Here is a 24610-nt window from a genome sequence, read left to right as displayed (position 1 = left end):
GCCGCGGACGGCGCGCACGACGCGGGCGCCTTCCGCGGCGAGCGCGCGGGCGGCGACCGGTGACTTCGAGCGCAGGACGCTAGCTGGCCTGGCTGACCGTCGACATGTTGAAGTCGGGCACCCGGACCGGCGGCATGACGGCGCGGGTGAACCAGTCGTTCCACTCGCGCGGCAGCGTCTGCTCGCTCGGGCCCACCTCGGTGAGGCGGCCGAGCAGGTCGACCGGCGACTCGTTGAACCGGAAGTTGTTGACCTCGCCCACGACCTCGCCGTTCTCGACGAGGTAGACGCCGTCCCTGGTCAGCCCGGTCAGGAGCAGCGACTGCGGGTCGACCTCGCGGATGTACCACAGGCAGGTCAGCAGCAGGCCCCGCTCGGTCGAGGCGATCATCTCCTCCAGCGAGCGGCCGTCCTCCGGTCCCGTCATGACCAGGTTGTCGATCTGCGGGGTGGCGGCGAGGCCGGTCAGCTCGGCGGAGTGCCGGGTCTGCACGAGGTTGGCCAGCGTGCCGTCGCTGATCCACTCGGTGCGGGCCAGGGGCAGGCCGTTGTCGAAGACCGACTGCTCCCGGCTGGAGGAGTGCGCGACGACGAACGGCGCGCACTCGACGCCGGCCCGCGCCGGATCGCTGTGGAGCGAAATCGGCAGCGTCGAGAGCCGCTCGCCCACACGGGTGCCGCCGCCGGGCCGGGAGAACACCGTGCGGCCGTCGGCGGCGTCCCGCGCGCCGGCCGACCAGTACAGGTAGATCATCAGGTCGGAGACCGCCGTCGGCGGCAGGAGCGTCTCGTAGCGGCCCGGCTCCAGGCTGATCCGCCGCTTGGCCCAGTCGAGCCGCCGGATGAGCGTCTCGTCCAGGGCGGCCACGTCCACGTCGGAGAAGTCGCGGGTGGCCACGCCGGTCCAGGCCGAGCGCGTCATGTCCGCCGACTTGGCGTTCAGTTCGAGCCGCCCGGTCGGCTGGTCGTGGCGCAGCCGAAGACCGGTGGACGAGCCGACGAACGTCGAGGTCATGCTGTGCTCGGCGAAGCCGTACAACCTGCGGCCGGAGGCGTCGGCGGCGGCGAACGCCTCACCGAGCGCGGGGGCGAAGCCGCCGAACACGTCGATGGAGGTCGGCTCCACCGGGCGCTCCCAGCCCTCCCCGGCGGTGCCCTCCACCAGAGGCCGGGCGTCCTCCGACGGCCGGGCCTCCCGCGCGGCGCGGTCCGCCGCGGCCACCACGTCGGCCAGCTGACCGGCCCGTACAGCGGAGCGCGAGACGACCCCCACCCCGGCGCCCACGACGGAGATCACGGTGAGCTGGGACGAGCGCGCGACCCCGTTGGTCGTCAGCGTGTTGCCGGCGAAGCGCAGGTTGGCGGTCGAGCCCTCGTCCACGATGACGACGCAGCCGTCGGCCTCACTCAGCGCGAGCGCCCGCTCCACCGTCTCCTGCGGTGTGGTCACCCCGTCGCTCACTTGCTGCCACCCTCCTGGACGGTGTTGAGGATCCGTACGCCGCGGAACAGGGCCGACGGAGCGCCGTGACTGACCGGCGCGACCTGGCCCGGCTGGCCCTTGCCGCAGTTGAAGGCGCCGCCGAGCACGTACGTCTGCGGGCCGCCGACGGCCTCCATCGAGCGCCAGAAGTCCGTCGTGGTCGCCTGGTAGGCCACGTCGCGCAGCTGCCCGGCCAGGCGGCCGTTCTCGATGCGGTAGAACCGCTGGCCCGTGAACTGGAAGTTGTACCGCTGCATGTCGATCGACCAGCTCTTGTCGCCGACGACGTAGATCCCGCGCTCGATCCGTGAGATCAGCTCGTCGGTGGAGGGGCCGTCCGCCGCCGGCTGGAGCGACACGTTGGCCATCCGCTGGATCGGCACGTGCCCGGGGGAGTCGGCGAACGCGCAGCCGTTCGACCGCCCGAGGCCCTTCAGCAGCGCCATCCGCCGGTCGAGCTGATAGCCCACCAGCGTGCCCTCGCGGACGATGTCGAACGACTGGCCGGCCACGCCCTCGTCGTCCCAGCCGACGGTGGCCAGGCCGTGCTCGACCGTGCGGTCGCCCGTCACGTTCATCACCGGCGAGCCGTAGTGCAGGCTGCCGAGCTGGTCGAAGGTGGCGAAGGAGGTGCCGGCGTAGGCCGCCTCGTAGCCGAGCGCCCGGTCCAGCTCGGTGGCGTGGCCGATCGACTCGTGGATCGTCAGCCACAGGTTCGACGGGTCGACCACCAGGTCGTACGGCCCGGCCTCGACCGAGGGCGCCTTGAGCTTCTCGTCCAGCAGGTCGGGGATCTCGGCCAGCTCGGTGGGGAAGTCCCAGCCGGTGCCGGTCAGGTACTCATACCCCCGGCCGACCGGCGGGGCCAGCGTGCGCATGTCGTCGAACCGGTCGCCGTCGGCCCGCATCGCGGTCAGGACGGGATGCAGCCGCACGCGCTGCTGCGTGGTGACCGTGCCCGCCGTGTCGGCGTAGAACTTCTGCTCCTTGACCTGCATGAGCGAGGCCGAGACGTGGTCGACCCTGCCGAGCAGGCCGGACGACCACTCCGCCAGCAGCGCCGCCTTGTCCGGCAGCGGCACGTCGAAGGGGTCGACCTCGTAGGCCGACACCCAGGTCACGTCGTCGTACACCGGCTCGGGGGCCAGCTCCACCGGCTCGCGGTTGATGGGCGCGCTGACCGCCGCGACCCGCACGGCCTCCTCGGCGGTCCTGGCCGCGGCCTCCGGGGTCAGCTCGATCCCGGACGCGAAGCCCCAGGTGCCGTCCTTGATCACCCGTACGGCGAAGCCGAGGTCGTCGGCGTCCGAGGATCCCTCGAGCCGGGCGTCGAACAGGCGCAGCGTCTCGGCGCGCACGCGTTCGAGCCGGAACGAGGCGTGCTCGGCTCCCAGGTCACGGGCGCGCTGCAGGGCCGCGTCCGCCAGCCGCCGCAGCGGCAGGGCGAGGAAGTCGGGGTCGATCTGGCGCATGTCCACGATCCTAACCCTGTGATCTTGTGCCCAGCGGACAAGTGGACTACCCCCGGGTAGCCGATACGGTCGGTCGCATGGTTCGCTCTGTTCTCGTCACCGGCGGAAATCGCGGCATCGGCCTCGCGATCGCCCGCGAGCTCGCCGCCGCGGGGGACGCCGTCGCCGTCACCTACCGTTCCGGCGAGCCCCCGGAGGGGCTGTTCGGGGTTCGCTGCGATGTGACGAGCTCCGCCGACGTCGACGCCGCCTTCGAGAAGGCCGAGGCCGAGCACGGCCCGGTCGAGGTGGTCGTCGCCAACGCGGGGATCACCAAGGACACGCTGCTGCCGATGATGAAGGAGGAGACCTTCACCGACGTCATCGACACGAACCTGACCGGCGCCTACCGCGTCGCCAAGCGGGCCGTACGGCCCATGCTGCGGATGCGGCGCGGGCGCATCATCCTGATCTCCTCCGTCGTCGGCCTGTCCGGCTCCGCCGGCCAGACCAACTACGCCGCCTCCAAGGCCGGCCTGGTCGGCTTCGGCCGGTCGCTGGCCCGCGAGCTCGGCTCGCGCGGCATCACGGTCAACGTGGTCGCGCCCGGGTTCGTGGAGACCGACATGACCGCGGTGCTCGAGGAGGCGCAGCAGGAGCAGATCCGCAAGACGATCCCGCTCGGGCGGCAGGCGCAGGCGGAGGAGATCGCGCGGGTCGTCAGATTCCTGGCGAGCGACGACGCCTCCTACATCACCGGGGCGGTCATCCCCGTCGACGGCGGCCTCGGCATGGGCCACTGAGCGGACGACAGACTGGAGCTGGACATGGGTTTGCTGGACGGGAAGCGACTGCTGGTCACCGGCGTCCTCACCGATGCGTCGATCGCCTTCAACGTCGCGAAGCTGGCCCAGGAGGAGGGCGCCCAGGTCGTGCTGACCGGTTTCGGCCGCCTCAGCCTGGTCGAGCGTATCGCCAAGCGGCTGCCCGAGCCGCCACCGGTGATCGAACTGGACGTCCAGAACACCGATCACCTCGACACGCTCGCCGACCGCGTCGGCGAGCACATCGGCGGCCTCGACGGGGTGGTCCACTCCATCGGGTTCGCGCCGCAGTCCTGCCTGGGCGGCAACTTCCTCAACACCTCGTGGGAGGACGTCGCCACGGCGGTCCACGTCTCGACGTTCTCGTTCAAGTCGCTCGCGGTCGCGTGCCTGCCGCTGATGAAGGACGGCGGCTCGATCGTCGGCCTGGACTTCGACGCGACCAAGGCGTGGCCGGTCTACGACTGGATGGGCGTGGCCAAGGCCGGGCTGGAGTCGTGCTCGCGCTACCTCGCCCGCGACCTGGGCAAGCACGGCATCCGGGTCAACCTCGTCGCCGCCGGTCCGCTTCGCACGATGGCGGCCAAGAGCATCCCCGGGTTCAGGGAGTTCGAGGACTCCTGGCCGGAGCGCGCGCCGCTCGGCTGGGACTTGGCCGACACCGCCCCCGCCGCCAAGGCCTGCGTCGCGCTGCTGTCCGACTGGTTCCCCGCCACCACCGGCGAGATCGTCCACGTCGACGGCGGCGTGCACGCGATGGGCGCCTGACGGCCCCCGCCGGCGACATCCCGCCTCCCCCATAGGGCGGGCTCACGGGCCGCGGCGGCGTGCGAATCTTGCCGCGGCCCGTCCTCGCGCTTAGCATCTGGGCGTGTCTGACGCCCGCGCGTTCTCCGGTGTGGGCGTGAGCGGTCAGGCGCGAGCGTGGTGCCCGGGCCCTCCCGTCCCCGTACGCCCCGGGACGGCGTCGCCCGCGGCGACGTTGCCGTCGAACTGGTGTGGGGACCATGGGACGACCAGAGCGCGACCTCAGCCCCGAGGATGGGCCCGTGCAGGCGTTCGCCGTCGCGCTGCGGCGGCTGCGCGAGGAGGCCGGGTCGCCCACCTACCGGGCCCTCTCGGAGAAGGCCCACTACTCGCCCACGGTGCTGTCGCGGGCCGCGGGCGGCCGGGTCCTCCCGAGCCTGGAGGTCACCCTCGCCTTCGTACGGGCCTGCGGGGGCGACGAGGACGAGTGGGCGCGGCGCTGGCACCGGGTCGGCGAGGAGATGCCGGGGCGGACGGCGCAACGGCCGGAACCGGCCCCGGCCGGTGAACAGCCCTCGTCTCCGGCTTCCGGCGCCGCCCAGGTCGTCTCACCGGCCGAAACCGGCGGCGGGCGCGGCGGTCTCGCAGGCCGGGTGCGGCGGCGTGGGCGCCTGCTCGCGCTTGCCGTCGTCCTCGTGGTCGCCGGCGTGGTGGCGCTGGGCGCGGCCGCGCGCGGCCTGGGGCTCGCGCCCGGCTGGACCTCGCGCAACCAGCACGTCACCGACCGGGCGGGGGACGGGAGCCGGGCCGAGGACATGGACGGCGACGACCCCCGCGCCCGCGGGTGCGGAGACGACCTCGACACCATCGAGACGCTCGACGCGGTGCCGCTGAACCTGCCCGACGGCACCCGCTTCGGCACGCTCCGGCTGCGGCGCAGTCCCGAGTGCGACACGGCCTGGGCGTCGGCGTACTTCGACAACCCCCGTCTCTACACGGTGTGGCTCGCCGCGCACCGTCCCGCGGACGACGCCCAGGTGCGTTCCCAATGGTCGAACAACACGCCGCCGGGCAGCTACGGCGACATGCTCTCCCTCGCCCGCGGATGCGTCTGGGTGGAGGGCTGGGTGGTCACCGAGCAGGGGGAAGGCCCCCACGCGAGAACGCGCTGCGCGCGCTGACCCCGTCGCCCCCGCTCACCCCCTCGTCTCCTGCGCTCCGCCCTCGACGGTGCCCGCAGGGCACGCCTGGAAGCCCAGCCTCACCGGGACGCGGTGCCGGTGAAGGGGATGGCGGCCGGGAGCGGGTCGTCGAGCGCGTCCACCGGGTGCCGCCACACCCCCCTGCGGCGCAGCAGGGGCAGGACGCCCTCGCCGAACCAGTAGGCCTCCTCCAGATGCGGGTGACCGGACAGCACGAACTCGTCGATGCCGAGCGCGTGGTACTCCTCGATCCGCTCGGCCACCTCGACGTGGCTGCCCACGAGGGCCGTGCCCGCGCCGCCGCGGACGAGCCCCACACCGGCCCACAGGTTCGGCGAGACCTCCAGCGCGTCCGTGCGGCCCCCGTGCAGGGCCCGCATCCGCCGCTGCCCCTCCGACCCGCTGCGCGCGAGACCGGCCTGCACCGACGCGATGACCGCCGGGTCCAGGGCGGACAGCAGCCGCTCGGCCTCCGCCCACGCCTGCGCCGAGGTGTCCCGGCTGATGACGTGGAGCCGGATGCCGAAGCGCACCTCGCGGCCGGCCGCGGCCGCCTCCCGGCGGATCCAGGCGAGCTTCTCGGCGACCTGCGCGGGCGGCTCGCCCCAGGTCAGGTAGACGTCGCTGTGCCGCGCCGCCACCCTGCCCGCGGCCGGGGACGACCCGCCGAAGTACACGGCCGGCACCGGGGACGGCACCCGGCTCAGCGCGGCGTCCGCGACCCTGACGTGTCTGCCCTCCAAAGTGACCCGTTCCCCCCGCCACAGGGCGCGTACGACCGTGAGGAACTCGTCGGTGCGCTCGTAGCGCTCGTCCTTGGCGAGGAAGTCGCCGTAGGCGCGCTGCTCGTGGTCCTCGCCGCCGGTCACGACGTTGACCAGCAGGCGCCCGGCCGAGTGCCGCTGGAACGTGGCGGCCATCTGTGCGGCGAGCGTGGGCGACAGCAGCCCCGGCCGGAAGGCGACCAGGAACTTCAGCCGCTCGGAGTTCGCGACCAGCATGGCGGTGGTCAGCCAGGCGTCCTCGCACCAGGCGCCGGCCGGGGTGAGGGCCCCCTCGAAGCCGAGTTGCTCGGCGGCGCGCACGATCTGGCCCAGGTACGCCAGGGTGGCGGGCCGGTCTCCGCCGGCCGTGGTGATGTCCGTGCCGTGCCCGCCGCCGACGAGGTGGCGGCTGTCGCCGTACGTGGGCAGGAACCAGTGGAACGTCAGTGTCATCGGGGTCCCCTCAGGACGCGGCAAGCAGCGGGCGGCGTGCGGCCAAGGCCGACGCGAAGGCGTCGACCACGCGGTAGAGCGGGGCGGCGTGGTCAGGGTCGAGGCCGGCCTCGTCGCCGCGGACCGCGATGTGCCGGTCCAGGACGAACCATCCCGGCACGACGTGGTCGGCCCCGAGCGAGGTCAGGACCGGGCGCAGCGCGTAGTCGATGGCCAGCACGTGGGCGGGGCTGCCGCCGGTGACGATCGGCAGGACGACCTTGCCCGCGAACGCGAACTGCGGCAGCAGGTCGAGCAACGTCTTCAGCAGTCCGCTGTAGGCGGCCTTGTACACGGGTGAGGCGACCAGGACGCCGTCCGCATCGCCGATGAGGCCGACGACCTCGGCGATCCGAGGGTGCCCCGTGTCGGCCGACAGCAGCGCCTCCGCCGGCAGGTCGCGCACGTGCACGGTGCGGACCTCGTGGCCGAGGAGGCGCAGCCGGTCGGCGAGGTGCGTGCTCAGGGCCGCGGTTCGCGAGACCGCCGAAGGGCTGCCGGACAGGACGACGATGGTGGACATGGCGGAACCTCCGTCAGAGGGGACCGGATTCGGATGGGGCCGGATTCGGGATCAGATCAGGCCGTGGCGTGGGGGCGGGGTCCGGTTCAACGCGTACCGGCCGATGTGCTGGATCTTCCAGCGCACCGGATCGTGCAGGGTGTGGGTGCGGGCGTTGCGCCAGTGCCGGTGCAGGTTCAGCGAGTCGAGCGCCGACCTGGTGCCCGACACCTCGAACAGGGCGTCGGTCACCTCGACGGCTGCCGGGTCGGCGAACGCCTTCGCCGTGGCGACCGCGATGGACGCCGCCGCCGCGGTCTCGTCGTCGAGCCGCTCCCGTGCCCGGTCGACCGCCCGCCCCGCCTCGCCCAGCAGCGCCTCCGCGGCGCGTACGGAGACCTCCAGCTCTCCGAAGCGCTGGATGGTCAGGGGGTCGTCGGCGGCGTGGTCGAGGCCGCTCTCGAACCAGGGCCTGCTGCGGGTGCGGACGAACTCGGCGGCCTCGGTGAGCGCCGCGCGGGCGATGCCGACGTCGATCGCGGCGTGCAGCAGTTGCGCGTGGGCGCCGTGCAGTTGCGGCCCGGTGAAGGTCAGGTGGTGGGGGACCACGCGGTCGGCCGGCACCCGCACGCCCTCCAGCCGGACGGTGCCGCTGGCCGTCGTGCGCTGGCCCATGCCCTCCCAGTCGTCCACGACCGTGAGGCCGGGCGCGCCGGCCGGCACGTACGCGACGACGAGCCGGTCGGCGGGGTCCTTGGCCAGCACGGTGATCCAGTCGGCGAACAGGGCCCCGGTCGAGTAGTGCTTGACGCCGTCGAGGACGAAGCCGCCCTCCTCGGCGGGACGCAGCCGGGTGCGGTAGTCCTGCACGTGCCGGGTGCCCGCCTCCGACTGGGCGTTGCCGAACCGCCTGCCCGCCAGGACCTCGGCGAAGAAGAACTCCCGCTGCGCCGCGGACCCCTGCTGCCGCAGCACGTTGACGTACACGAAGTGGCTCTGCGGGATCTGGGCGATGTTGGGGTCGGCGGTGGCGAGCAGGCGGACGACCTCCGCCAGTGTCGCGGTCCGCACGTCGGCGCCGCCGTGCTCGCGGGGGACGGTGATGCCGAGCAGGCCGCTCGCCGACAGCTCGGCCAGCTCGGCGTGCGGGAGCTCGCGACGGGCGTCCCGTCCGGCGGCGCCGTTCGCGAACCGCCCGGCGAGCTCGGCGGCGACGGCGAGGGCCTCCTCGTCACCGGTGACGACGTGCGCGGTCTCCAAGGGGTGAACGGGTGCGTGGGTGAGATCGGTCATGGGATCAGGCCCGGGCAGGTTCCACCGGGAACGCGCCCTTTGCCGCGAGTTCGCCCTCCAGCTCGCGAATGATGGGCAGCACGTGGCGGCCGAAGTACTCGACCTCCTCGTGGTAGTGCAGGAAGCCGAGCAGGAGCAGGTCGACGCCGCGCTTCTTGTACTCGATCGCCCGGTGCGCGATCTGCTCCGGCGTGCCGATGAGGCGGGTGCGGAAGCCGTCGTTGTACTGCACGAGGTCCTCGAACGTGGAGTCGGCCCACATTCCCCGTCCGTCCTGCGTGGACCGGCCGGCCTGGCGGACCGCGTCGCGGAACCCGTGGACCGCCTCCACGTCGGCCTTGGCCACGATCTCGCGCAGCGTCTCGCGTGCCTCCGCCTCGGTGTCCCTGGCGATGAGGAAGCCGTTCAGGCCGAACCGCACTCGCCGGCCGTGGGCCCGCGCCGCCGCGCCGACCTCCTCGATCTGCTCGGTGACGCCGTCGAAGTCCTTGCCGTTGCTGAAGTACCAGTCGGAGACCCGGCCCGCCATGGCGCGTGCCGCGGTGGAGTTGCCGCCCTGGAAGACCTCGGGGTGCGGGCGGTCAGGCCCGGAGAGCGGCTTGGGCTGCAGGTCGTAGCCGTGCAGGCGGTAGAAGTCGCCCTGGAACCGCGCCTTGTCCTCGGTCCAGCTCGCCCGCAGGACGCGGATGAACTCCTCGGCCCGGCGGTAGCGCTCGTCGTGCTCCAGCCACGGCTCGCCCAGGGCGGTGAACTCGCCCTTGAACCAGCCGCTCACCACGTTGACGGCGGCCCGGCCGCCCGAGAGGTGGTCGGCGGTGCTGAGCAGCTTGGCCAGCACCGCCGGGTGCCACAGGCCAGGGTGCACGGCGGCGATCACCTTCAGCCGCTGGGTGGCGAGCAGCAGCGCCAGGCTGAAGCTCGTCGACTCCTGCTGGTAGGCGGCGCCGTAGCTGGCCATGTAGCGCACCTGGGACAGCGCGTACTCGAAGCCGTTGTTCTCCGCGAGCACCGCCAGCTTCCGGTTGTAGTCGTAGCTCCAGTCGGTGCGCTGCTCGATGGTGCTGGTGACGAGCCCGCCGCTGACGTTGGGCACCCAGTAGGCGAACCGCAGCGGCTCGGGACTGACGTTCGCTGACACGAAGGACCCCTTCCAGCTATTTCCTACTTGGACAATGGGGATAGTACGTCGGCCGCGCCCCGGAGTTCCACACGCGATCGGCGGGGGAGTGATAGGGCCGCCCTGTCACTCCGCCCTTTCACCCCGCGGCGCGCGCCTGGGCGTCGGCGCGGCACTCCCGTGCCCGGTCCAGGAGGAACCGGTGCAGGTCGCGGGCCACCCGGGGGCCGGAGGCGGATCGCTGCGACTGGATCACCAGGAGGACCTCCGCCGCACGCTGCGCCAGCGGCCGGTAGGTGATCGCGCCGCTGCGCAGGAGGGGATCGCCCGCCACGCTGAACTCGGGCAGCACGGTGGCGCCGAGCCCCTCGGCGACCATGAGCTTGCCCATCTCGGCGCCGTCGGTCGAATACGAGAACGACGGCGCCCGCCCGCCGAGCAGGCGGTGCACCAGGCGGTGCATGACGTAGCCGGAGCGCATCACGATCAGAGGCTCGCGGAGCAGGTCGCCGACCTCGACCGCGGGCAGCGAGGCCAGCGGGCTGCCGGGCCTTACGCACACGACCGGGCGGCCGCGCAGCAGCTCGGTCGTGGCGAGGTCGGGCGGCAGGTCGTCGCCGGTCAGGTAGTTCACCAGCCCGAGGTCGAAGCTCCCCTCCCGGATGCGCCGGTGGATCTCGGCCTGCTGCGCGCCGACGACCTCGACCTGGGTCGCCGGATGGGCCTCCCGGAACGCGCGTACGGCGGGGATCAGCAGCGGGACCGTGGCCGCGTTGACCGTGCCCAGCCTGACCATGCGGGCCGTGCGGTGCTGCTCGTCGGCCGCGCCGCGCAGGCGGTCCACCGCCTCCAGCACGCCGTTGATGTACGGCAGCAGCTCGCGGCCCTTGTCGCTGATGGTGGCGCCGGACCTGCGCCGCTCCAGGAGGTCGACGCCGAGCTCCCGCTCCAGGTTGCGCACGGTCTCGCTCAGCGCCGGCTGGGACAGGTGCAGGTGGTCGGCCGCGCGGCGCAGCGAGCCGAGGCGGGTCACCGCGCGGATGTATTCGAGCTGCTCGATGCGCATCGTCGTCCACCTCGTCCAAGGGGTTCGCCGGCGGTGTTCAAGGGCGACCCTACCGGCCGTTCGGCAACTTTCCTACTTAACAAGTAGAGAATGTTGCCTAACCTGGTGAGCGACAGCCGGCGCGACGCGCCGCACACGAGAGGAGACGACACGTGACCATCGCTCACGCCAGCCGTACGGACTGGACGGACGGCCCGGCGCCGCGCACTCCGGACGAGTGGATCGCGCGCGCCGGCGAGGTGGCGGCCGTCCTCGCGGTGGACGCCGCCGAGCGTGACAGGGCCGCGAAGACCCCGTACGCGGAGATCGGGCTGCTCAAGGACTCCGGCCTGGTCACGCTGCTCGGACCCGCCGGGCACGGCGGCGCGGCACAGGACTGGCCCACCGCCTACCGCGTCGTCCGTGAGGTCGCCGCGGCCGACGGCTCCATCGGCCAGCTGCTCGGCTACCACTACCTCTGGAACTGGGCGGCGCGCCTGGTGGGCACCCGCGAGCAGTGGGAGCGGATCGAGGCCGACGCCGCCCGGCACCGCTGGTTCTTCGGCGGGGCCGTCAACCCCCGCGACCGCGACATCGTCGTGCGCGACGAGGGCGACACCCTCGTCTTCGACGGCCGCAAGACCTTCTCCACCGGAAGCAAGGTCTCCGACGTCACCGTCCTCGAGGGCGTGCTGGAGGGCACGGACAAGCACGTCTTCGCCATCGTCCCCTCCGGCTCCGAGGGGCTGACCTTCCACGACGACTGGGACAACATCGGCCAGCGGCTGACCGAGAGCGGCAGCGTCACCGTCTCCGGCGTGCGCGTGCCGTGGCGCGACGCCCTCGGCTACGTGGACAAGGAGTTCCAGCCACGCGTCTACGCCACCCTCAACGTGCCGACCATCCAGCTCGTGTTCGTGAACTTCTACCTCGGCATCGCCAGGGGAGCGCTGGAGACCGCGCTGGCGTACACGCGGGAGCACACTCGCCCGTGGCTGCACGGCGGGCACGAGCGCGCGGTCGACGAGCCGTACGTCATCGACCTCTACGGCGACCTCACCGCCAAGCTGTGGGCGGCCGAGGCGCTGGCCGACGAGGTCGCCCGGGAAGGCCTGTGGTTCCACCTCAACCCGGACGAGGTCACCCCCCGGCTGCGCGGGGAGCACGAGGTGCGGGTGGCCGCGGTCAAGGCGCACGCCACCGACGTGGCCCTGGAGGTCACCTCGCGTGTCTTCGAGGCCACCGGCGCCCGCTCGACCGCGTCCCGATACGGGCTCGACCGGTTCTGGCGCAACGTGCGCACCCACACCCTGCACGACCCTGTGGCGTACAAGCGCCGCGAGGTGGGCGTCCACCGCTTGCGGGACGAGATCCCCGAGCCCACCTGGTACTCCTGACGGGGCCGCGTCCTGCCTCCTCACGAACGTGCGAGGAGGCAGGACGGCCGCGGGACCGGCCCCCGTTTCCGCGCCCGCCCCCTCCGTGAGGCGGCGTACGGGCGCCAGGACCATCGGGTCTCGCGGCGGGCTCAGCCCCGCGCCCAGGCGGAGGCGATGTCCGGCCAGGTGCCGCAGCACAGCGCGTACGCCGTCGCCTCCACGTCCCTCGCGTAGAGCTGGTCGGAGTACGCGGTGCCGTCGCGGGTCGCGTACGTCTCGGTGCAGTCGCCGAAGCCCTCGCCGCGGCACATGAGAACGCCCACGGGTCCGGTGCGGCCCTCGTCGAGCGCGACCCGCGACCAGTTGGTCCCGCATCGGGGGGAGTACCGCAACTCGACGGTGGCGCCGGCGGACCGGGTGGCCCGTCCGCGGCCGTCGTGATACCAGAGCCGCGAACTCGCCACGGTGTAGGCGCCGTGGTCGCAGCGGCTCCTGATCGGGTCGGTTCCGTCACAGGTCTGCGCGCTCTTGCGCCCCTGGTCGCACAGCGTGTCGGAGACTCGGCGCGGGAGGTCGGCGGTCCCGCCGCGCGGAATGTCGTCGAGCCGCACCGCGCCGGTCCGGCCCGACCCCGACCCCGATCCCGGCCCGTCTCCCGATCCGGCGACCGCGCCGGTCGCGGTCGTCGCCAGCGCGACGACCGCCGCCGCCGCGACGACCGGCGCCCTGAGGGCGATGCTCCATCTCATGCCGGGCTGCTCCTTCCGTGGCAGGGGCACCTCGCGGTGCCGCCACGGCATGGATAACCCGTGCCGGAGTTGATGCGCGATCGCCCGGCACGGGTTCGCATCAACCCATCAATCGGCAAGAAGCAGCTCGGTCCCGGCGGACGCCCTCAGGCGAGCCGGTGGCGTCCCGCCTTCCCCGGCAGCTGCAGGCCGCCCTCGAAGGGGATCGACTCGTGCGGCTCCTGCTGCCCGGCGCGGGCCCGCCGGGCCGAGACCACGCGGGTGGCGAGCAGCGCCGAGAGCAGCAGAACCGCGGTGAGGGCCGTCCCCGCCGTGTCGTAGGACCGCTGGGCGCGAGCGCGCGCGGCCGCCGCGTCGCCGCGCAGTTCGGGCAGTTCCGGTATTTTCTGCCCGGGCCACAGGAGCGGGATCACGCCGTCCTCGTCGGGGTCCACCTTCGCCGCGCGGCCGGTCTCCGGCGTGTCGTCGAGCGCCGCGACGAGACGCGGCCGATAGGGCTCGGGCGAAAGGGTGCCCTCGGGAGTCATGGACGCCTTGGGCCGTGTCGCCTTCTTGCCGGCCGGTCGCGTCCTTCCGGAGCCCGGCGCGCCCTCGCCGCTGTCGCCGTGCCCTTGCGACGCGCAGCGCTCGCCGGCGACCAGGGGCAGGCAGGTGTCCTGCACGGTGCGGGTCAGCCCGTCGGTGAGCTTCTGGATGCTGGGAGCGGGGCTGTGCGCGGTTCCGGATCCGTCGCCCGTCACCGCCCCGGTCGCCGCTCCCGCCGCTCCGCTGACCGCTCCCGTCGCTCCGCTGACCGCTCCGGTCGCGTCGTCCGCCGCTCCACTCGCGGCGCCGGTGGCGGTGTCCGCCGCCCCGGTGAGCGTCTGGCCGGCCTTGTCGACCGTCTTCCCGACGTCGTTCACCGCCGTGCCCGCGGCGCCGGTGGTCGTCTTCAGCGTGTCGTCCACGGCCTTCGTGACCGGTTCCGTCGCCCCGCCGGTGGCCTTGTCCGCGACGTCGGTCACGCCGTCCGCCAGGCGGCCCACGCCGTCCACCAGGGAGCAGACGCCGCCGGTGACGCCCGAGACCAGGCCGCCGCCTCCCGTGCAGTCGAGCGCCTGTGCCGGGGATGCGGCGAGAGGGAGCCCTCCGGCCAGGGTGATCGCGAGAGCCCCGGCGGAGATCGCGGAGGCCTTGCCTACGATCCCCATGTGTCCCCTTCCGCAGTGCTCTGATCCATCCCCCGACATACCCGCCACTCTTCGCCAGAGCGCGGGGTTATGCAGTAGAAAGTTGCAGTTCGGTATCGATGTGTGATACGTGAAGGCGATTCTCGTTCGCCTCGCCGGCCCGGAGTCGGGGTCAGGGGTCGGAGACGTCGTCCAGAGCCTCGCGGATCTCCCACGGCAGCGTCAGCTTCTCGGCCTGCAACACGCCGAGGAGCTGCGCGTGGGTGCGCGCGCCGACGATCGCCGACGACACGCCCGGGCGGTCGCGCACCCAGGCGAGCGCCACCGCTAGCGGCGACACGCCGAGCCCCTCGGCCGCCGTCGTCACCGACTCCACGATGCTGCGGCACCGTTCGTCCAGGTAGGGCCGGACGAACTCGGCGAAGTGCGGGGTGGCGGCGCGGGAGTCCGCGGGGATGCCGGTGCGGTACTTGCCGGTCAGCACGCCGCGTCCCAGCGGCGACCAGGCGAGGACTCCGGCGCCCACGTGCCCGGCGGCCGGCAGCAGTTCCTCCTCGGCGTCCCTGGCCAGCAGGGAGTACTCCACCTGCGCCGCGACGATCGGGGCCCGCGAGTCGCCGCACCGCTGCCACGTGGCGGCGGCCGCGAGCTGCCAGCCCGTGTAGTTGCACACGCCCGCGTAGGCCGTACGCCCGGTGGAGACGGCGTAGTCGACGGCGGCGAGCGTCTCCTCCAGCGGCACCCGGGGGTCGAACGCGTGGAGCTGCCACAGATCGACCTCCTCCAGCCCGAGCCGGGCCAGGGAGGCGTCGAGCGCGCGGATGAGGTGACGGCGGGAGGCGTCGTGCTCGCCGCCGGGGGTGAGCACGGCCTTGGTGGCGATGACCAGCTCGGAGCGCGGCACCACGTCGCGGATGAGCCGGCCGATCAGGCGCTCGGCGTCGCCGCCGCCGTACACGTCGGCGGTGTCGATCAGCGTGCCGCCGGCCTCGGCGAAGGCGGTGAGCTGTGCCGTCGCCTCCTCGGCGGAGGTGTCGCGGGCCCAGGTCATCGTGCCGAGCCCGATCCTGGACACCGACAGACCGCTGCGCCCGACTAGTCGCTGGTCCATGGTGCGGACAGACTAGCCGATAGGCTGTCCGCACCATGGACGTACTACAGGCGATCGTGCTCGGGCTCGTGCAGGGTCTCACCGAGTTCCTGCCCATCTCCAGCTCGGCCCACCTGCTGATCGTGCCCAAGCTGGCCGGATGGGGCGACCCCGGTGCCGCGTTCACCGCGGTGATCCAGCTCGGCACCATGCTCGCGGTGCTCATCTACTTCTGGCGCGACATCGTCCGGATCACCTGGACGTGGCTGCGCAGCCTGTGGACGCCGGAGCTGCGCGGCGACCTCGACGCGCGGATGGGGTGGTACATCGGCCTGGGCACGATCCCGATCGGCGTCGCCGGCCTGCTGTTCAAGGACGCGATCGAGGGCCCGGCCCGCAACCTGTGGCTGAACGCGGTCATGCTCATCGTCTTCGGCCTGCTGCTGCTCGTGGCCGACCAGATGGGCCGCAAGAAGAAGGAGGTCGCCGACCTCACCATGCGCGACGGCCTGATCGTGGGCGCCTGGCAGATGCTGCCGCTGATTCCCGGCGCCTCCCGCTCGGGCTCCACGATGACCGGCGCGATGTTCCTCGGGTACACGCGCGAGGCGGCCGCCCGCTACTCCTTCCTGCTGTCGATCCCGGCGGTGATCCTCTCGGGGCTGTTCGAGCTGCGGCACGTCGGCGACGGCGGCGGCCCGCCGGTCGTGCCGACCCTGATCGCGACCGTCGTGTCGTTCGTCGTCGGCTACGCCTCGATCGCCTGGCTGCTGCGGTACGTGGCGCGCCACTCGACCATCGTCTTCGTCGTCTACCGCGTCTTCGCCGGAACGTTCCTCCTCACGCTGCTGGCCCTCGGGGTGGTGCAGTCATGACGACCGTCCTCCTCGTACGGCACGGCCTCACCGCGATGACCGGCCCCGTGCTGGCCGGCTGGACCCCCGGGGTCCATCTCGACGAGCGTGGCCGGGAGCAGGCGCGCGCGGTGGCGGAACGCCTCGCGCCCCTGGAACTGGACGCCATCGTGTCCAGCCCGCTGGAGCGGTGCCGGGAGACCGCGGCCGCCATCGCGCAGGGCCGCCCCGTCTCGGTGCAGACCGACGACAGGTTCGGCGAGTGCGGCTACGGAGACTGGACGGGCAGGCCGCTGAAGGAGCTCGCCGAGGAGCCCCTGTGGCGGGTGGTGCAGGCCCATCCCAGCGCGGCGGTGTTCCCCGGCGGGGAGGCGCTGGCGGAGGTGCAGAGCCGCGCCGTGCGGGCCGTACGCGACTGGAACGAGCGGCTCGGCGAGAAGGCCACCTATCTGGTGTGCAGCCACGGGGACGTGATCAAGGCGATCGTGGCCGACGCGCTGGGCCTGCACCTGGACCAGTTCCAGCGGATCACGGCCGATCCCGCGTCCGTCACGGTGATCCGCTACACCCCCCTGCGTCCCTTCCTGCTCAGGGCGAACGACGTGGGCGGGGGAGTGGCCAACCTGGTGCCCCCGCCGGAGGTGTCGGAGGACCAAGACGGGGGAGAAACCATCACCGGAAGCGATGCCGCCGTCGGCGGTGGACCCGGGACCACATAAGGTCGGGCTATGCCGGTCTTCGACTACGATCCGCCTGACAGGTTCGTGGCCGGTGCCGTGGGGCAACCGGGCGCGCGAGCCTTCTTCCTGCAGGCCCGAGGCCAGGGCAGGATCACCACGGTGGCGCTCGAGAAGTTCCAGGTCGCCGTGCTGGCCGACCGCCTCGACGAACTGCTCGACGAGGTGCTGCGGCGCAGCGGCGGGCGCGCGCCCGTCCCGGCCATGGCTCCCGCGGAGCTGGCCGACGAGGGCCCGCTCGACCTGCCGATCGACGAGGACTTCCGGGTGGGCACGATGGCGCTCGCCTGGGATCCCGAGACCGCCCAGGTGATCATCGAGGCGCAGGAGGCCGCCGAGGGCGACGAGGAGGACGAGCCGCCGCTGGACGACCGGCCCGAGCCCGCCGTCCTCAGGGTGCGGATCAGCGCCGCCGCCGCCCGCGCGTTCAGCCGCCGGGCGCTTGAGGTGGTCGCCGCGGGCCGTCCGCCGTGCCCGCTGTGCGGACGGCCCCTCGACCCCGAGGGCCACATCTGCGTCCGTCTCAACGGTCACCACCCCGGAGGATTGTCGGCATGAGAGGCGCGGTGTGAACGGGTGGAAGGGCGGCCTCGCGCCGCGCGGGCGAGGAACCGGATGACGGCCGAGGGCGAGGCGAGCATCAGCGACGTGGACGGGCCGGGGCTGGACGACGCGGCGGCCATGCGCCTGCTGCGGGAGGGCACCTTAGAAGTGGCCGGACGACTCGTCGAGGCCACGAACATGACGCTCTACTGCTCCATCAGGAACGGCGAGCACACGGCGGCGTGCGTGTACAAGCCGGTGCGCGGGGAGCGCCCCCTGTGGGACTTCCCCGACGGCACGCTCGCGGCCCGGGAGGTGGCCGCCTACGAGGTGGCGGCCGTCACCGGATGGCGCATCGTGCCGCCGACCGTCTACCGGGACGGCCCTTTCGGCCCGGGGATGGTGCAGCTGTGGATCGACGCCGATCCCGAGACCGATCTGATGGCCCTGATGCGCAGCCGCAACCCCGCCCTGCGCCGCATGGCCGTGTTCGACGCCGTGGTGAACAACGCCGACCGCAAGGGCGGCCATCTGCTGCCGCTGCCCGACGGGCACGTGTACGGGGTCGACCACGGGGTCTGCTTCGCTGTGGAGGACAAGCTGCGCACCGTGCTGTGGCAGTGGCGCGGCAAGACGCTCCCGCGCGAGGCGGTCAACGTGCTGGTGCGGCTGGAGCGCGAGATCGAGCGGGGGCGCCTCGGCCGGCGACTGCGCGAGCTGCTGACCCAGGCCGAGGTCGAGGCCACGTGGGAGCGGGTCAAGAGGCTGCTGGCCACCGGGGTCCACCCGCATCCCTCCGAGGACTGGCCGGCGATCCCGTGGCCCCCGATTTGATCACCGCAGACAGGCTTGCGCAAAACGTGCGAATTGTGCACTCTGCAGGGGTCTCTACCGATATTGGAGGGAACACGCATTGTGTACGGTCATCGTGAGCGTCGAGCCGGAGGCCGGCACGCCGGTGCTCCTGGCGGGAGTGCGTGACGAGTTCGTCACGCGGCCGTGGATGTCGCCGGACCGGCACTGGCCCGCGTACCCCGGCCTGATCGGTGGCCGCGACCTGGAGGCGGGCGGCACCTGGCTGGCCGCCGACCCCGCGGGGCGGCGCGTGGCCGCCCTGCTCAACGGCGACGGCGTCGCGGCCCCGGCGGGCAGGCGCCACTCGCGCGGCGAGCTGCCGCTCCTCGCCGCCGCCGCAGGGGAGTTCCCGCCCGTCGACCTGTCCTGGTACGACCCTTTCCATCTCGTCATCGGGGGGCTCGACGGCGTACGGCTGTGGAGCTGGGACGGCGAGAGCCTGGCCGAGGAGAAGCTGCCCGAGGGCGTGCACGTGATCGTGAACACGGGCTGGGACCGCGGCGAGAGCCAGCCGCGCACCGCCTGGTTCCGGCCCCGCTTCGCCCGGGCCGCCCGGCCGGGGTGGACCACGGGCGGCTCGCCCGAGCGGTTCTGGGGGGAGTGGCTCGATCCCGCGTCTGGCGCGGGGGTGCCCTGGGACGATCCCCGCGCGCTGGTCATGCGGCGGCGGCTGCCGGACGGACGGGTCTTCGCCAGCCTCTCGATCACGCTGGTCGCCCTCGCGGAGGAGGGGCTGCGCTACGACTTCTGCCCCCAGCCGGACGACCCCGCCACCTGGCACGAGATCGACACCTCGTGGAGCGCACCGGCTGACCGGGCGCGCCGGCCTCGCGGATAGGCTTCACACCATGCGATCGTGGTCTGCTCCGAATGTCCCCAGGCTGCCTGGTTCGGGCCTCATGCTCCGTCTGTACGACACCGCCGCCCGTGAGGTGCGTGAGACGGCCCCCTCCGGCGAGGCCCGGCTCTACGTCTGCGGCATCACGCCGTACGACGCGACCCACCTTGGCCACGCCAACACCTACCTCGCCTTCGACCTGGTCAACCGGGTGTGGCGGGACAACGGCCACGACGTGCACTACACCCAGAACGCCACCGACGTGGACGACCCCCTGCTGGAGCGGGCCGAGGCGACCGGGACCGACTGGCGCTCCCTCGGAGAGCGTGAGATCGAGCTGTTCCGGTCCGACATGGAGGCGCTGCGCATCCTGCCGCCCCGCGAGTACGTCGGGGTCACCGAGACCGTCGGGGAGATCGCCGAACTGATCGGCCGGCTGGCCGAGCGCGGCGCCACCTATGAGATCGACGGGGACGTCTACTTCTCGGTCGCGTCCGCGCCCAAGTTCGGCGCGGTCTCGGGTTACTCCGAGGAGACCATGCTGGAGCTGTTCGGCGAGCGCGGGGGCGACCCCGGCAGGGAGGGCAAGCGCCATCCGCTCGACTGGCTGCTGTGGCGGGCGGAACGGCCGGGAGAGCCGTCCTGGGAGTCGCCCTTCGGCCGCGGCAGGCCCGGGTGGCACATCGAGTGCACGGCCATCGCCCTGCGCAACCTGGGCAGCGGCTTCGACGTCGCCGGCGGCGGCTCGGACCTGATCTTCCCCCACCACGAGATGGGCGCCTGCGAGGGCCACGTGGCCACCGGCGAGTGGCCGTTCGCGCGGGCGTACGTCCACGCGGGCATGGTCGGTCTGGACGGCGAGAAGATGTCGAAGTCCAGGGGCAACCTCGTGTTCGTCTCCAGGCTGCGGCAGACGGCCGACCCCATGGCCATACGGCTGGCCCTGCTGGGCCACCACTACCGCGCGGACTGGGCGTGGACACCGGACCAGCTCGCCGCGGCCGAGGACAGGCTGGCGCGGTGGCGGGCGGCGGTGGCCCGCCCGGCGGGCCCCGCGGGCGCACCGGTGCTGGCGGCGGTGCGCGAGCGCCTCGCCGACGACCTCGACGCGCCGGGCGCGCTCGCGGCGATCGACGCCTGGGCGGCGCAGGAGGGCGACGACGTCTCCTCTCCGGCGCTGGTGCGCGACGTCGCCGACGCGCTCCTCGGTGTCGCCCTCTGAACCGCGCTCACTGAACCGAACGGCGCCTTCTTAAGCCCGTTATGGCGCGGGGACCAGGTTGTCGGCGGCGTCCGCGCGGTCGACGAAGAGCCGGCCGGCGCGTTCGCCGGCGGCGAGGGCGGAGCCGGCGAAGTTCGCCTCGACCTCGCGGCGCTCCGCCGCGCTGGGGGTGGCGTTGGTGCAGCTCACCGGGGCGCTGTGACCCGACATCAGGTCGGTGCAGCGGCCGGTGCGCCGGTCGGGCAGGCCGAGGATGTGGCCGATCTCATGGGTGGCGATGCGCAGGGGGTAGTAGCCCTCGGCGGTCGCCTCCCTGCCCATCCAGATGGTGCCCCTGCCCACCCTGGTGACGCTCGTGCGGGGCCAGCCGTCGTCGGCGAGCACCACGAAGTCGGCGGGCGTGCCCGCGACGAGCCGGACGTTGCCGACGCCGGCGTTCCAGACCTGTGCGGCCTGGTCCATCACCGCGCGGAACTCGGCGGCCCGGCTCGCGTCGTACCGCAGCACGCGTACGGCGCTCGCCGCCGATTCGCCGGCGGGTGCGGCCGCCCGGGCCGGCGACACCGGGAACAGCACGGCCAGTCCCAGGAGCGGGGCCGAGACGGCCCGGAGGAACCTTGACGAGATGTGCATGGGGTCGGTGATATGGGAGGCTTCGCTATCCCAGCGGCACCCGCGGCGCCAGCCAGGGGAACACGACGTACCACAGCGCGGCCACGGCGACGCCGGTCAGCAGCAGCACGACGGCCAGCCGGAGCCCGGTGCCGCCGGGCAGCCGCCGCCAGAGGAATCCGTACACGCAGAATCTCCCTCGGTCAGTCCTGACGTTCCTCGCGGCGGACGAGCACGCTCTGGACGACCAGGCGCTGCGCCGCGGAGAACTTGGGGTGGCAGGTGGTCATGGTCATGAACGCGGTCGTGGGCCGCTGCCCGGGGTGGCCGGGGACGGGATCGACGACGTCGACCTCGCCGGGGTCCACGACCTCCTTGCGCGTCACCTGGTAGGTGTAGCGGGCGTCCCGCGCGTCCACCACGATGTCGTCGCCGCGCCGCAGCTGGTCGATCCGGTTGAACGGCGCGGCGTAGGTGGTGCGGTGCCCCGAGAGCACGAAGTTGCCCACCTGGCCGGGCAGCGCCGTGCCGGGGAAGTGGCCGGGGCCCTTGCGCAGCTCCGCCGGGCCGACGCCCTCGACGACGGCGAACCGGTAATGAGCGCCCAGCCGCGGGATGCGCAGCAGCGCCAGGGCGTCGCCGAGCCGCACCGCACTCATGCCTGGGCCCAGGCCCGCGTGGCGGTCGTGCCTGCCGAAGACCTCGCCGAGCTGCCGCTGCAGGACGCGCTGCTCCCGCTCGGTCTCCGCGCCGGTGCCCCACAGCAGGTATGCGTAGAACAGCAGCAGGACCAGCCCGACGGGCAGGCACAACTCACCGATGACCCTCGTGACCGCTCGCACGGCACGAGTATCGTCGCAGGACCTCGCCACACGGCGGCCACGCGGGGGGCGTTGGTGAAATCTTTGGCACGCCGGGCACAGGAGCGGCAAGTCCGTCGCGTGTCCCGCACCGTACGGCCGGCGCGAGCCGTACGGTGCTTCTCGCGCCGTTCACCTGCGGTTATTCGGCTGTGGTCAACGAAGCGAAAACATGGACGATCCTTCGGTAAGCACCGTGCGCCGGACCGAAGAGGCTCCGCGCCCGGCGCATATAACAGTCGAGCAGCGAAATATCGCTGGCAATCCGCAATATGCCCAATCGGCATAATGGCCGTTATCGGGAGTCCAAGTGGCGCGAAATAAAATACCTATTTTCCTGGCGGCGGCGGTCGCCGGCGGCCTGGCCCTCGGGATGCCCGGGGCCGCGGCGGCGCAGTCCGTCGGGTTCACCGTGCTGCCGTCGGACGACGGCGTCTATCCGCCCCGGCCCGTGGTCGTGGAGAACGTCCAGACTCCGACGGAGCCGGAGGTGGTGCACGAGAACCAGGTGACGCAGCCCAACAACGGCTGGGTCTGGCCACAGCAGAACTGGCAAGGCTGGAACTGGCCGCAGGCCCAGACGAACAACGACACCAAGAACAGCAACGCGCAGCCCATCGTCGCGCCCGGCACAGGTGGTCCCAGTGGGGTCACCCCGGTGCAGAACGCCGTGCAGCAGGCCGCACCCGAGGCGATGCCGGCGGAGGAGACCGAAGAGGAGGAGGAGCCCGAGGAGAGCCTCGAAGAAGAATCCGAGGAGGCTCCCGAGGAGGAGTCCGGGCCCGTGGGCGAGGCACCGGCCGGAGCGCCTCCCGCGCAGGCCGCGGGCGGTCCGTCCGGCGGCGGTCAGCTGCCGTTCACGGGTGCCCCGATGGGCGTGGCCGTCGCGGGCGCGGGCCTGCTGGCCGTGGCCCTGGGCTGCACCCTGCTCTCCGCCCGGCGTCGCCGGTCGAGCGGTGCCGAGTAGGAGGAATCGCCGGCTGGCCGTTGCCGGCCTGCCGTCGCTGGCCCTCGGCCTCGTGCTGGCCGGGGGCTGGTCGGCCCACCTGGGGCTGAGCGTGCGCGACCATCTGGAGGCCACGCGGGCCGCCCTGCTGCGGCTGCGGGCGGGTGACATCGGGTCGGCCCGCACCGTCGCCGCGACGCTCGCCGAGGCACGCGCCCACGCGGTGGAGGCGCGGCGGCTGACCGGCGGTCTCTACTGGGCGCTGCTCACGCACCTTCCCGTGGTGGGCGACGGCGCGGAGACGACCCGGGGGCTGGCCGCGTCCGTGGCGGACGTCACGGATGTGCTGTCTCGAGTGGAGCGCGCCGGCACGCCGTTCCTGTCCGCGAGCACACAGGCGCCCGGTGATCTGCGGCGCGCGCTGGCCGCCCTCGACGCGATGGCCCCGGTGCTGCGCGACGGCGCCGTCCGCGTGGAGGCCGCGAGGTCGCGCGTCGCGAGCACCCCGGCGTCGACCGGGCTGGCGGCCCTGGACACGGCACGCGACACCGTGCTCCGCGAGGCGGCTCGGCTGCGTGCCTTCCTGAGCCAGGGGGCGGACGCCGCGGCGCTGCTGCCGCCCATGCTCGGCCGCGACGGTCCCCGCCGCTACTTCCTGGCCTTCGAGACCAACGCCGAGGCCAGGGGCACCGGAGGCCTCGTCGGCGCGTTCGGCGTCCTGAAGGCCGACGGCGGCAGGGTGTCCGTCGCGCGGCTGTCGGCCAACACCGGCATGGCGGCGAGTGCGAAGCCCGTCGCCGACCTCGGCCCCCAGTTCGCCGCCCGGTACGGACGCGGCGCGACGACGACGCTGTCGGTCTCCAACCTCTCCCCGCACTTCCCTTACGCGGCGGCCACCTGGATGGGGCTGTGGCGGCGCCAGACCGGTCAGACGCTGGACGGGGCCGTCGCGACCGACCCGGTCGGCCTCTCCTACATCCTGGGCGCGATCGGGCCGGTGAAGCTCCCCGGCGGGGAGACGGTGACGGCGGGCAACGTCGTCGACCTGACGGAGCGGGAGGCCTACGCCCGCTACCCGGACCCGGTGGAGCGCAAGAAGTACCTGATCAGAATCGCCGGCGCGGTCAGCGAGGCGTTGACCGGATCGCTGCGTGAGCCCGCCCGGCTGCTGCCCGCCTTCTCCCGTATGGTGAGCGAGCACCGGCTCCGGGTCTGGAGCCGGGTCGAGGACGAGCAGCGCCGTCTGGCGGCCACCCCGCTCGGCGGGGTGCTGCCCGAGCGGCGCGGGCCGTACGCCGGGCTCGTGGTCAACAACTCGGCCGGCACCAAGCTCGACTACTACCTGGACAGATCGCTCACCTACCAACTCGGTCCGTGCCGCCCGGACGGAATGCGCACCTCCCGGGTGCGCGTCCGGCTGACCAACGACGCGCCGCACGGCCGGCTGCCCACGTACGTGACCGACCGGCTCGACGACCCGGAGCACCCGCACGCGGCCGGCTCCAACCTGCTCTGGGTGTCGCTCTACGCCGGGATCGGCGCCAAGGCGGCGGCGGTACGGCTCGACGGGCGGCCGATCTCGTACTACGCGGAGACCGAGCGGTCCCACCCCGTCTTCTCGAAGGTGCTGGAGTTCGCTCCCGGCCAGTCGCGGACGCTGGAGTTCGACCTGCTGGAGCCGTACTCGGCGGCGGCCCCCGTGGTCCCCGTGCAGCCGCTCGTCCGCCCGCAGCGGACGCTGGTGACGGCCGACAGCAGGGGCTGCTCCTCCTGACAAGCGCCGCCAGGATCCGTAAAACCCGGCGTGCCGCGAGCGGCGGCACGCCGGGCTCGGCC

Annotated in this window: 25 protein-coding genes; 12 read left to right on the top strand and 13 right to left on the bottom strand. The window is 73.0% G+C overall.

Annotation, left to right across the window (positions count from 1 at the left end; genetic code table 11):
• Window positions 1-79 precede the first annotated feature (79 nt).
• The gene (locus ABZ860_RS19005; protein WP_357221766.1) at window positions 80-1462 is read right to left on the bottom strand and encodes a metallopeptidase TldD-related protein; all 1383 of its coding nucleotides are present in this window, start codon (window positions 1460-1462) and stop codon (window positions 80-82) included.
• Complete coding sequence (locus ABZ860_RS19000; RefSeq protein ID WP_357221764.1) at window positions 1459-2955, bottom strand: TldD/PmbA family protein; 1497 nt, start codon at window positions 2953-2955, stop codon at window positions 1459-1461. Before ABZ860_RS19000 ends, ABZ860_RS19005 begins: the two co-directional genes overlap by 4 nt.
• A gap of 77 nt (window positions 2956-3032) precedes the next feature.
• On the opposite strand from ABZ860_RS19000, the gene fabG reads away from it, so the two are divergent.
• From fabG to ABZ860_RS18985, 3 genes are all read left to right on the top strand, one after another.
• A complete protein-coding gene (gene fabG / locus ABZ860_RS18995) occupies window positions 3033-3737 on the top strand; it encodes a 3-oxoacyl-[acyl-carrier-protein] reductase (RefSeq protein WP_357221761.1) in 705 nt (234 codons plus the stop codon).
• Between the two features lie 24 nt (window positions 3738-3761).
• Window positions 3762-4526, top strand: a complete 765-nt coding sequence (fabI, locus tag ABZ860_RS18990; RefSeq protein WP_357221758.1) for an enoyl-ACP reductase FabI — start codon at window positions 3762-3764, stop codon at window positions 4524-4526.
• 239 nt (window positions 4527-4765) lie between these two features.
• Complete coding sequence (locus tag ABZ860_RS18985) at window positions 4766-5686, top strand: helix-turn-helix domain-containing protein (RefSeq protein ID WP_357221755.1); 921 nt, start codon at window positions 4766-4768, stop codon at window positions 5684-5686.
• Between the two features lie 80 nt (window positions 5687-5766).
• Here ABZ860_RS18985 and ABZ860_RS18980 read toward each other — a convergent pair whose 3' ends face one another.
• The 5 genes from ABZ860_RS18980 to ABZ860_RS18960 all read right to left on the bottom strand — a co-directional run bounded on the left by ABZ860_RS18980 (window position 5767) and on the right by ABZ860_RS18960 (window position 10941).
• Window positions 5767-6924, bottom strand: a complete 1158-nt coding sequence (locus ABZ860_RS18980; protein WP_357221753.1) for an LLM class flavin-dependent oxidoreductase — start codon at window positions 6922-6924, stop codon at window positions 5767-5769.
• 10 nt (window positions 6925-6934) lie between these two features.
• Window positions 6935-7486, bottom strand: a complete 552-nt coding sequence (ssuE, locus tag ABZ860_RS18975) for an NADPH-dependent FMN reductase (protein WP_357221750.1) — start codon at window positions 7484-7486, stop codon at window positions 6935-6937.
• Between the two features lie 51 nt (window positions 7487-7537).
• Window positions 7538-8758 carry an SfnB family sulfur acquisition oxidoreductase gene (locus tag ABZ860_RS18970; protein ID WP_357221747.1) on the bottom strand — a complete coding sequence of 407 codons (1221 nt, stop codon included), beginning with the start codon at window positions 8756-8758 and terminating at the stop codon, window positions 7538-7540.
• A gap of 4 nt (window positions 8759-8762) precedes the next feature.
• Complete coding sequence (gene sfnG / locus ABZ860_RS18965; protein WP_357221744.1) at window positions 8763-9896, bottom strand: dimethylsulfone monooxygenase SfnG; 1134 nt, start codon at window positions 9894-9896, stop codon at window positions 8763-8765.
• Between the two features lie 118 nt (window positions 9897-10014).
• Complete coding sequence (locus ABZ860_RS18960; RefSeq protein ID WP_357221741.1) at window positions 10015-10941, bottom strand: LysR family transcriptional regulator; 927 nt, start codon at window positions 10939-10941, stop codon at window positions 10015-10017.
• A gap of 152 nt (window positions 10942-11093) precedes the next feature.
• Here ABZ860_RS18960 and ABZ860_RS18955 point away from each other — a divergent pair, with 152 nt between their 5' ends.
• Window positions 11094-12317: an acyl-CoA dehydrogenase family protein gene (locus ABZ860_RS18955; protein WP_357221738.1), complete on the top strand. Its 1224-nt coding sequence runs from the start codon at window positions 11094-11096 to the stop codon at window positions 12315-12317.
• 131 nt (window positions 12318-12448) lie between these two features.
• On the opposite strand, the gene ABZ860_RS18950 is transcribed toward ABZ860_RS18955, so the two are convergent.
• From ABZ860_RS18950 to ABZ860_RS18940, 3 genes are all read right to left on the bottom strand, one after another.
• Window positions 12449-13048: a DUF2690 domain-containing protein gene (locus ABZ860_RS18950; protein ID WP_357221735.1), complete on the bottom strand. Its 600-nt coding sequence runs from the start codon at window positions 13046-13048 to the stop codon at window positions 12449-12451.
• A gap of 146 nt (window positions 13049-13194) precedes the next feature.
• Window positions 13195-14238 carry a hypothetical protein gene (locus tag ABZ860_RS18945; RefSeq protein ID WP_357221732.1) on the bottom strand — a complete coding sequence of 348 codons (1044 nt, stop codon included), beginning with the start codon at window positions 14236-14238 and terminating at the stop codon, window positions 13195-13197.
• Window positions 14239-14389: 151 nt separating this feature from the next.
• Complete coding sequence (locus tag ABZ860_RS18940; protein ID WP_357221729.1) at window positions 14390-15328, bottom strand: aldo/keto reductase; 939 nt, start codon at window positions 15326-15328, stop codon at window positions 14390-14392.
• 35 nt (window positions 15329-15363) lie between these two features.
• On the opposite strand from ABZ860_RS18940, the gene ABZ860_RS18935 reads away from it, so the two are divergent.
• From ABZ860_RS18935 to mshC, 6 genes are all read left to right on the top strand, one after another.
• Window positions 15364-16182 (top strand): undecaprenyl-diphosphate phosphatase, encoded by an 819-nt coding sequence (locus tag ABZ860_RS18935; protein ID WP_357221726.1) that lies wholly within the window; start codon window positions 15364-15366, stop codon window positions 16180-16182.
• On the top strand, window positions 16179-16880 hold the full coding sequence (locus ABZ860_RS18930; RefSeq protein WP_357221723.1) for a histidine phosphatase family protein: 702 nt from the start codon (window positions 16179-16181) through the stop codon (window positions 16878-16880). The genes ABZ860_RS18935 and ABZ860_RS18930 overlap by 4 nt, the downstream gene beginning before the upstream one ends.
• A gap of 9 nt (window positions 16881-16889) precedes the next feature.
• Window positions 16890-17456, top strand: coding sequence for a DUF3090 domain-containing protein (locus ABZ860_RS18925; protein ID WP_357044931.1), 567 nt, complete (start codon window positions 16890-16892; stop codon window positions 17454-17456).
• Window positions 17457-17513: 57 nt separating this feature from the next.
• Entirely contained in the window at window positions 17514-18275 is a 762-nt protein-coding gene (locus ABZ860_RS18920; protein ID WP_357221720.1) for an SCO1664 family protein, read from the top strand.
• Window positions 18276-18369: 94 nt separating this feature from the next.
• Entirely contained in the window at window positions 18370-19134 is a 765-nt protein-coding gene (locus tag ABZ860_RS18915; protein WP_357221717.1) for an NRDE family protein, read from the top strand.
• Window positions 19135-19144: 10 nt separating this feature from the next.
• Window positions 19145-20356, top strand: coding sequence for a cysteine--1-D-myo-inosityl 2-amino-2-deoxy-alpha-D-glucopyranoside ligase (gene mshC, locus ABZ860_RS18910; protein ID WP_357221714.1), 1212 nt, complete (start codon window positions 19145-19147; stop codon window positions 20354-20356).
• A gap of 39 nt (window positions 20357-20395) precedes the next feature.
• On the opposite strand, the gene ABZ860_RS18905 is transcribed toward mshC, so the two are convergent.
• Genes ABZ860_RS18905 through ABZ860_RS18895 form a run of 3 tightly spaced genes read right to left on the bottom strand, consistent with a single transcriptional unit; the run spans window position 20396 to window position 21810 of the window.
• Entirely contained in the window at window positions 20396-20989 is a 594-nt protein-coding gene (locus tag ABZ860_RS18905; protein ID WP_357221711.1) for a snapalysin family zinc-dependent metalloprotease, read from the bottom strand.
• Window positions 20990-21014: 25 nt separating this feature from the next.
• Entirely contained in the window at window positions 21015-21155 is a 141-nt protein-coding gene (locus tag ABZ860_RS18900; RefSeq protein ID WP_357221708.1) for a hypothetical protein, read from the bottom strand.
• 16 nt (window positions 21156-21171) lie between these two features.
• Window positions 21172-21810 carry a class E sortase gene (locus ABZ860_RS18895; RefSeq protein ID WP_357221705.1) on the bottom strand — a complete coding sequence of 213 codons (639 nt, stop codon included), beginning with the start codon at window positions 21808-21810 and terminating at the stop codon, window positions 21172-21174.
• Between the two features lie 328 nt (window positions 21811-22138).
• Here ABZ860_RS18895 and ABZ860_RS18890 point away from each other — a divergent pair, with 328 nt between their 5' ends.
• Together ABZ860_RS18890 and ABZ860_RS18885 are read left to right on the top strand one after the other, a co-directional pair.
• Window positions 22139-22795 carry a hypothetical protein gene (locus tag ABZ860_RS18890; protein WP_357221702.1) on the top strand — a complete coding sequence of 219 codons (657 nt, stop codon included), beginning with the start codon at window positions 22139-22141 and terminating at the stop codon, window positions 22793-22795.
• Entirely contained in the window at window positions 22785-24548 is a 1764-nt protein-coding gene (locus ABZ860_RS18885) for a DUF4012 domain-containing protein (RefSeq protein WP_357221699.1), read from the top strand. The genes ABZ860_RS18890 and ABZ860_RS18885 overlap by 11 nt, the downstream gene beginning before the upstream one ends.
• Window positions 24549-24610 lie beyond the last annotated feature (62 nt).

The sequence above is a fragment of the Microbispora sp. NPDC046973 genome (assembly GCF_040644495.1).
In the GTDB taxonomy this organism is placed as follows: Bacteria; Actinomycetota; Actinomycetes; order Streptosporangiales; family Streptosporangiaceae; genus Microbispora.
This window is presented reverse-complemented; position numbering and strand designations above follow the sequence as displayed.

Coding starts and splice junctions, on each gene's coding strand:
- ABZ860_RS19000 (WP_357221764.1), bottom strand. CDS start 2,955: ATGCGCCAGATCGACCCCGACTTCCTCGCCCTGCCGCTGCGGCGGCTG.
- fabG (WP_357221761.1), top strand. CDS start 3,033: ATGGTTCGCTCTGTTCTCGTCACCGGCGGAAATCGCGGCATCGGCCTC.
- fabI (WP_357221758.1), top strand. CDS start 3,762: ATGGGTTTGCTGGACGGGAAGCGACTGCTGGTCACCGGCGTCCTCACC.
- ABZ860_RS18985 (WP_357221755.1), top strand. CDS start 4,766: ATGGGACGACCAGAGCGCGACCTCAGCCCCGAGGATGGGCCCGTGCAG.
- ABZ860_RS18980 (WP_357221753.1), bottom strand. CDS start 6,924: ATGACACTGACGTTCCACTGGTTCCTGCCCACGTACGGCGACAGCCGC.
- ssuE (WP_357221750.1), bottom strand. CDS start 7,486: ATGTCCACCATCGTCGTCCTGTCCGGCAGCCCTTCGGCGGTCTCGCGA.
- ABZ860_RS18970 (WP_357221747.1), bottom strand. CDS start 8,758: ATGACCGATCTCACCCACGCACCCGTTCACCCCTTGGAGACCGCGCAC.
- ABZ860_RS18960 (WP_357221741.1), bottom strand. CDS start 10,941: ATGCGCATCGAGCAGCTCGAATACATCCGCGCGGTGACCCGCCTCGGC.
- ABZ860_RS18950 (WP_357221735.1), bottom strand. CDS start 13,048: ATGAGATGGAGCATCGCCCTCAGGGCGCCGGTCGTCGCGGCGGCGGCG.
- ABZ860_RS18945 (WP_357221732.1), bottom strand. CDS start 14,238: ATGGGGATCGTAGGCAAGGCCTCCGCGATCTCCGCCGGGGCTCTCGCG.
- ABZ860_RS18940 (WP_357221729.1), bottom strand. CDS start 15,328: ATGGACCAGCGACTAGTCGGGCGCAGCGGTCTGTCGGTGTCCAGGATC.
- ABZ860_RS18935 (WP_357221726.1), top strand. CDS start 15,364: ATGGACGTACTACAGGCGATCGTGCTCGGGCTCGTGCAGGGTCTCACC.
- ABZ860_RS18930 (WP_357221723.1), top strand. CDS start 16,179: ATGACGACCGTCCTCCTCGTACGGCACGGCCTCACCGCGATGACCGGC.
- ABZ860_RS18925 (WP_357044931.1), top strand. CDS start 16,890: ATGCCGGTCTTCGACTACGATCCGCCTGACAGGTTCGTGGCCGGTGCC.
- ABZ860_RS18920 (WP_357221720.1), top strand. CDS start 17,514: ATGACGGCCGAGGGCGAGGCGAGCATCAGCGACGTGGACGGGCCGGGG.
- mshC (WP_357221714.1), top strand. CDS start 19,145: ATGCGATCGTGGTCTGCTCCGAATGTCCCCAGGCTGCCTGGTTCGGGC.
- ABZ860_RS18905 (WP_357221711.1), bottom strand. CDS start 20,989: ATGCACATCTCGTCAAGGTTCCTCCGGGCCGTCTCGGCCCCGCTCCTG.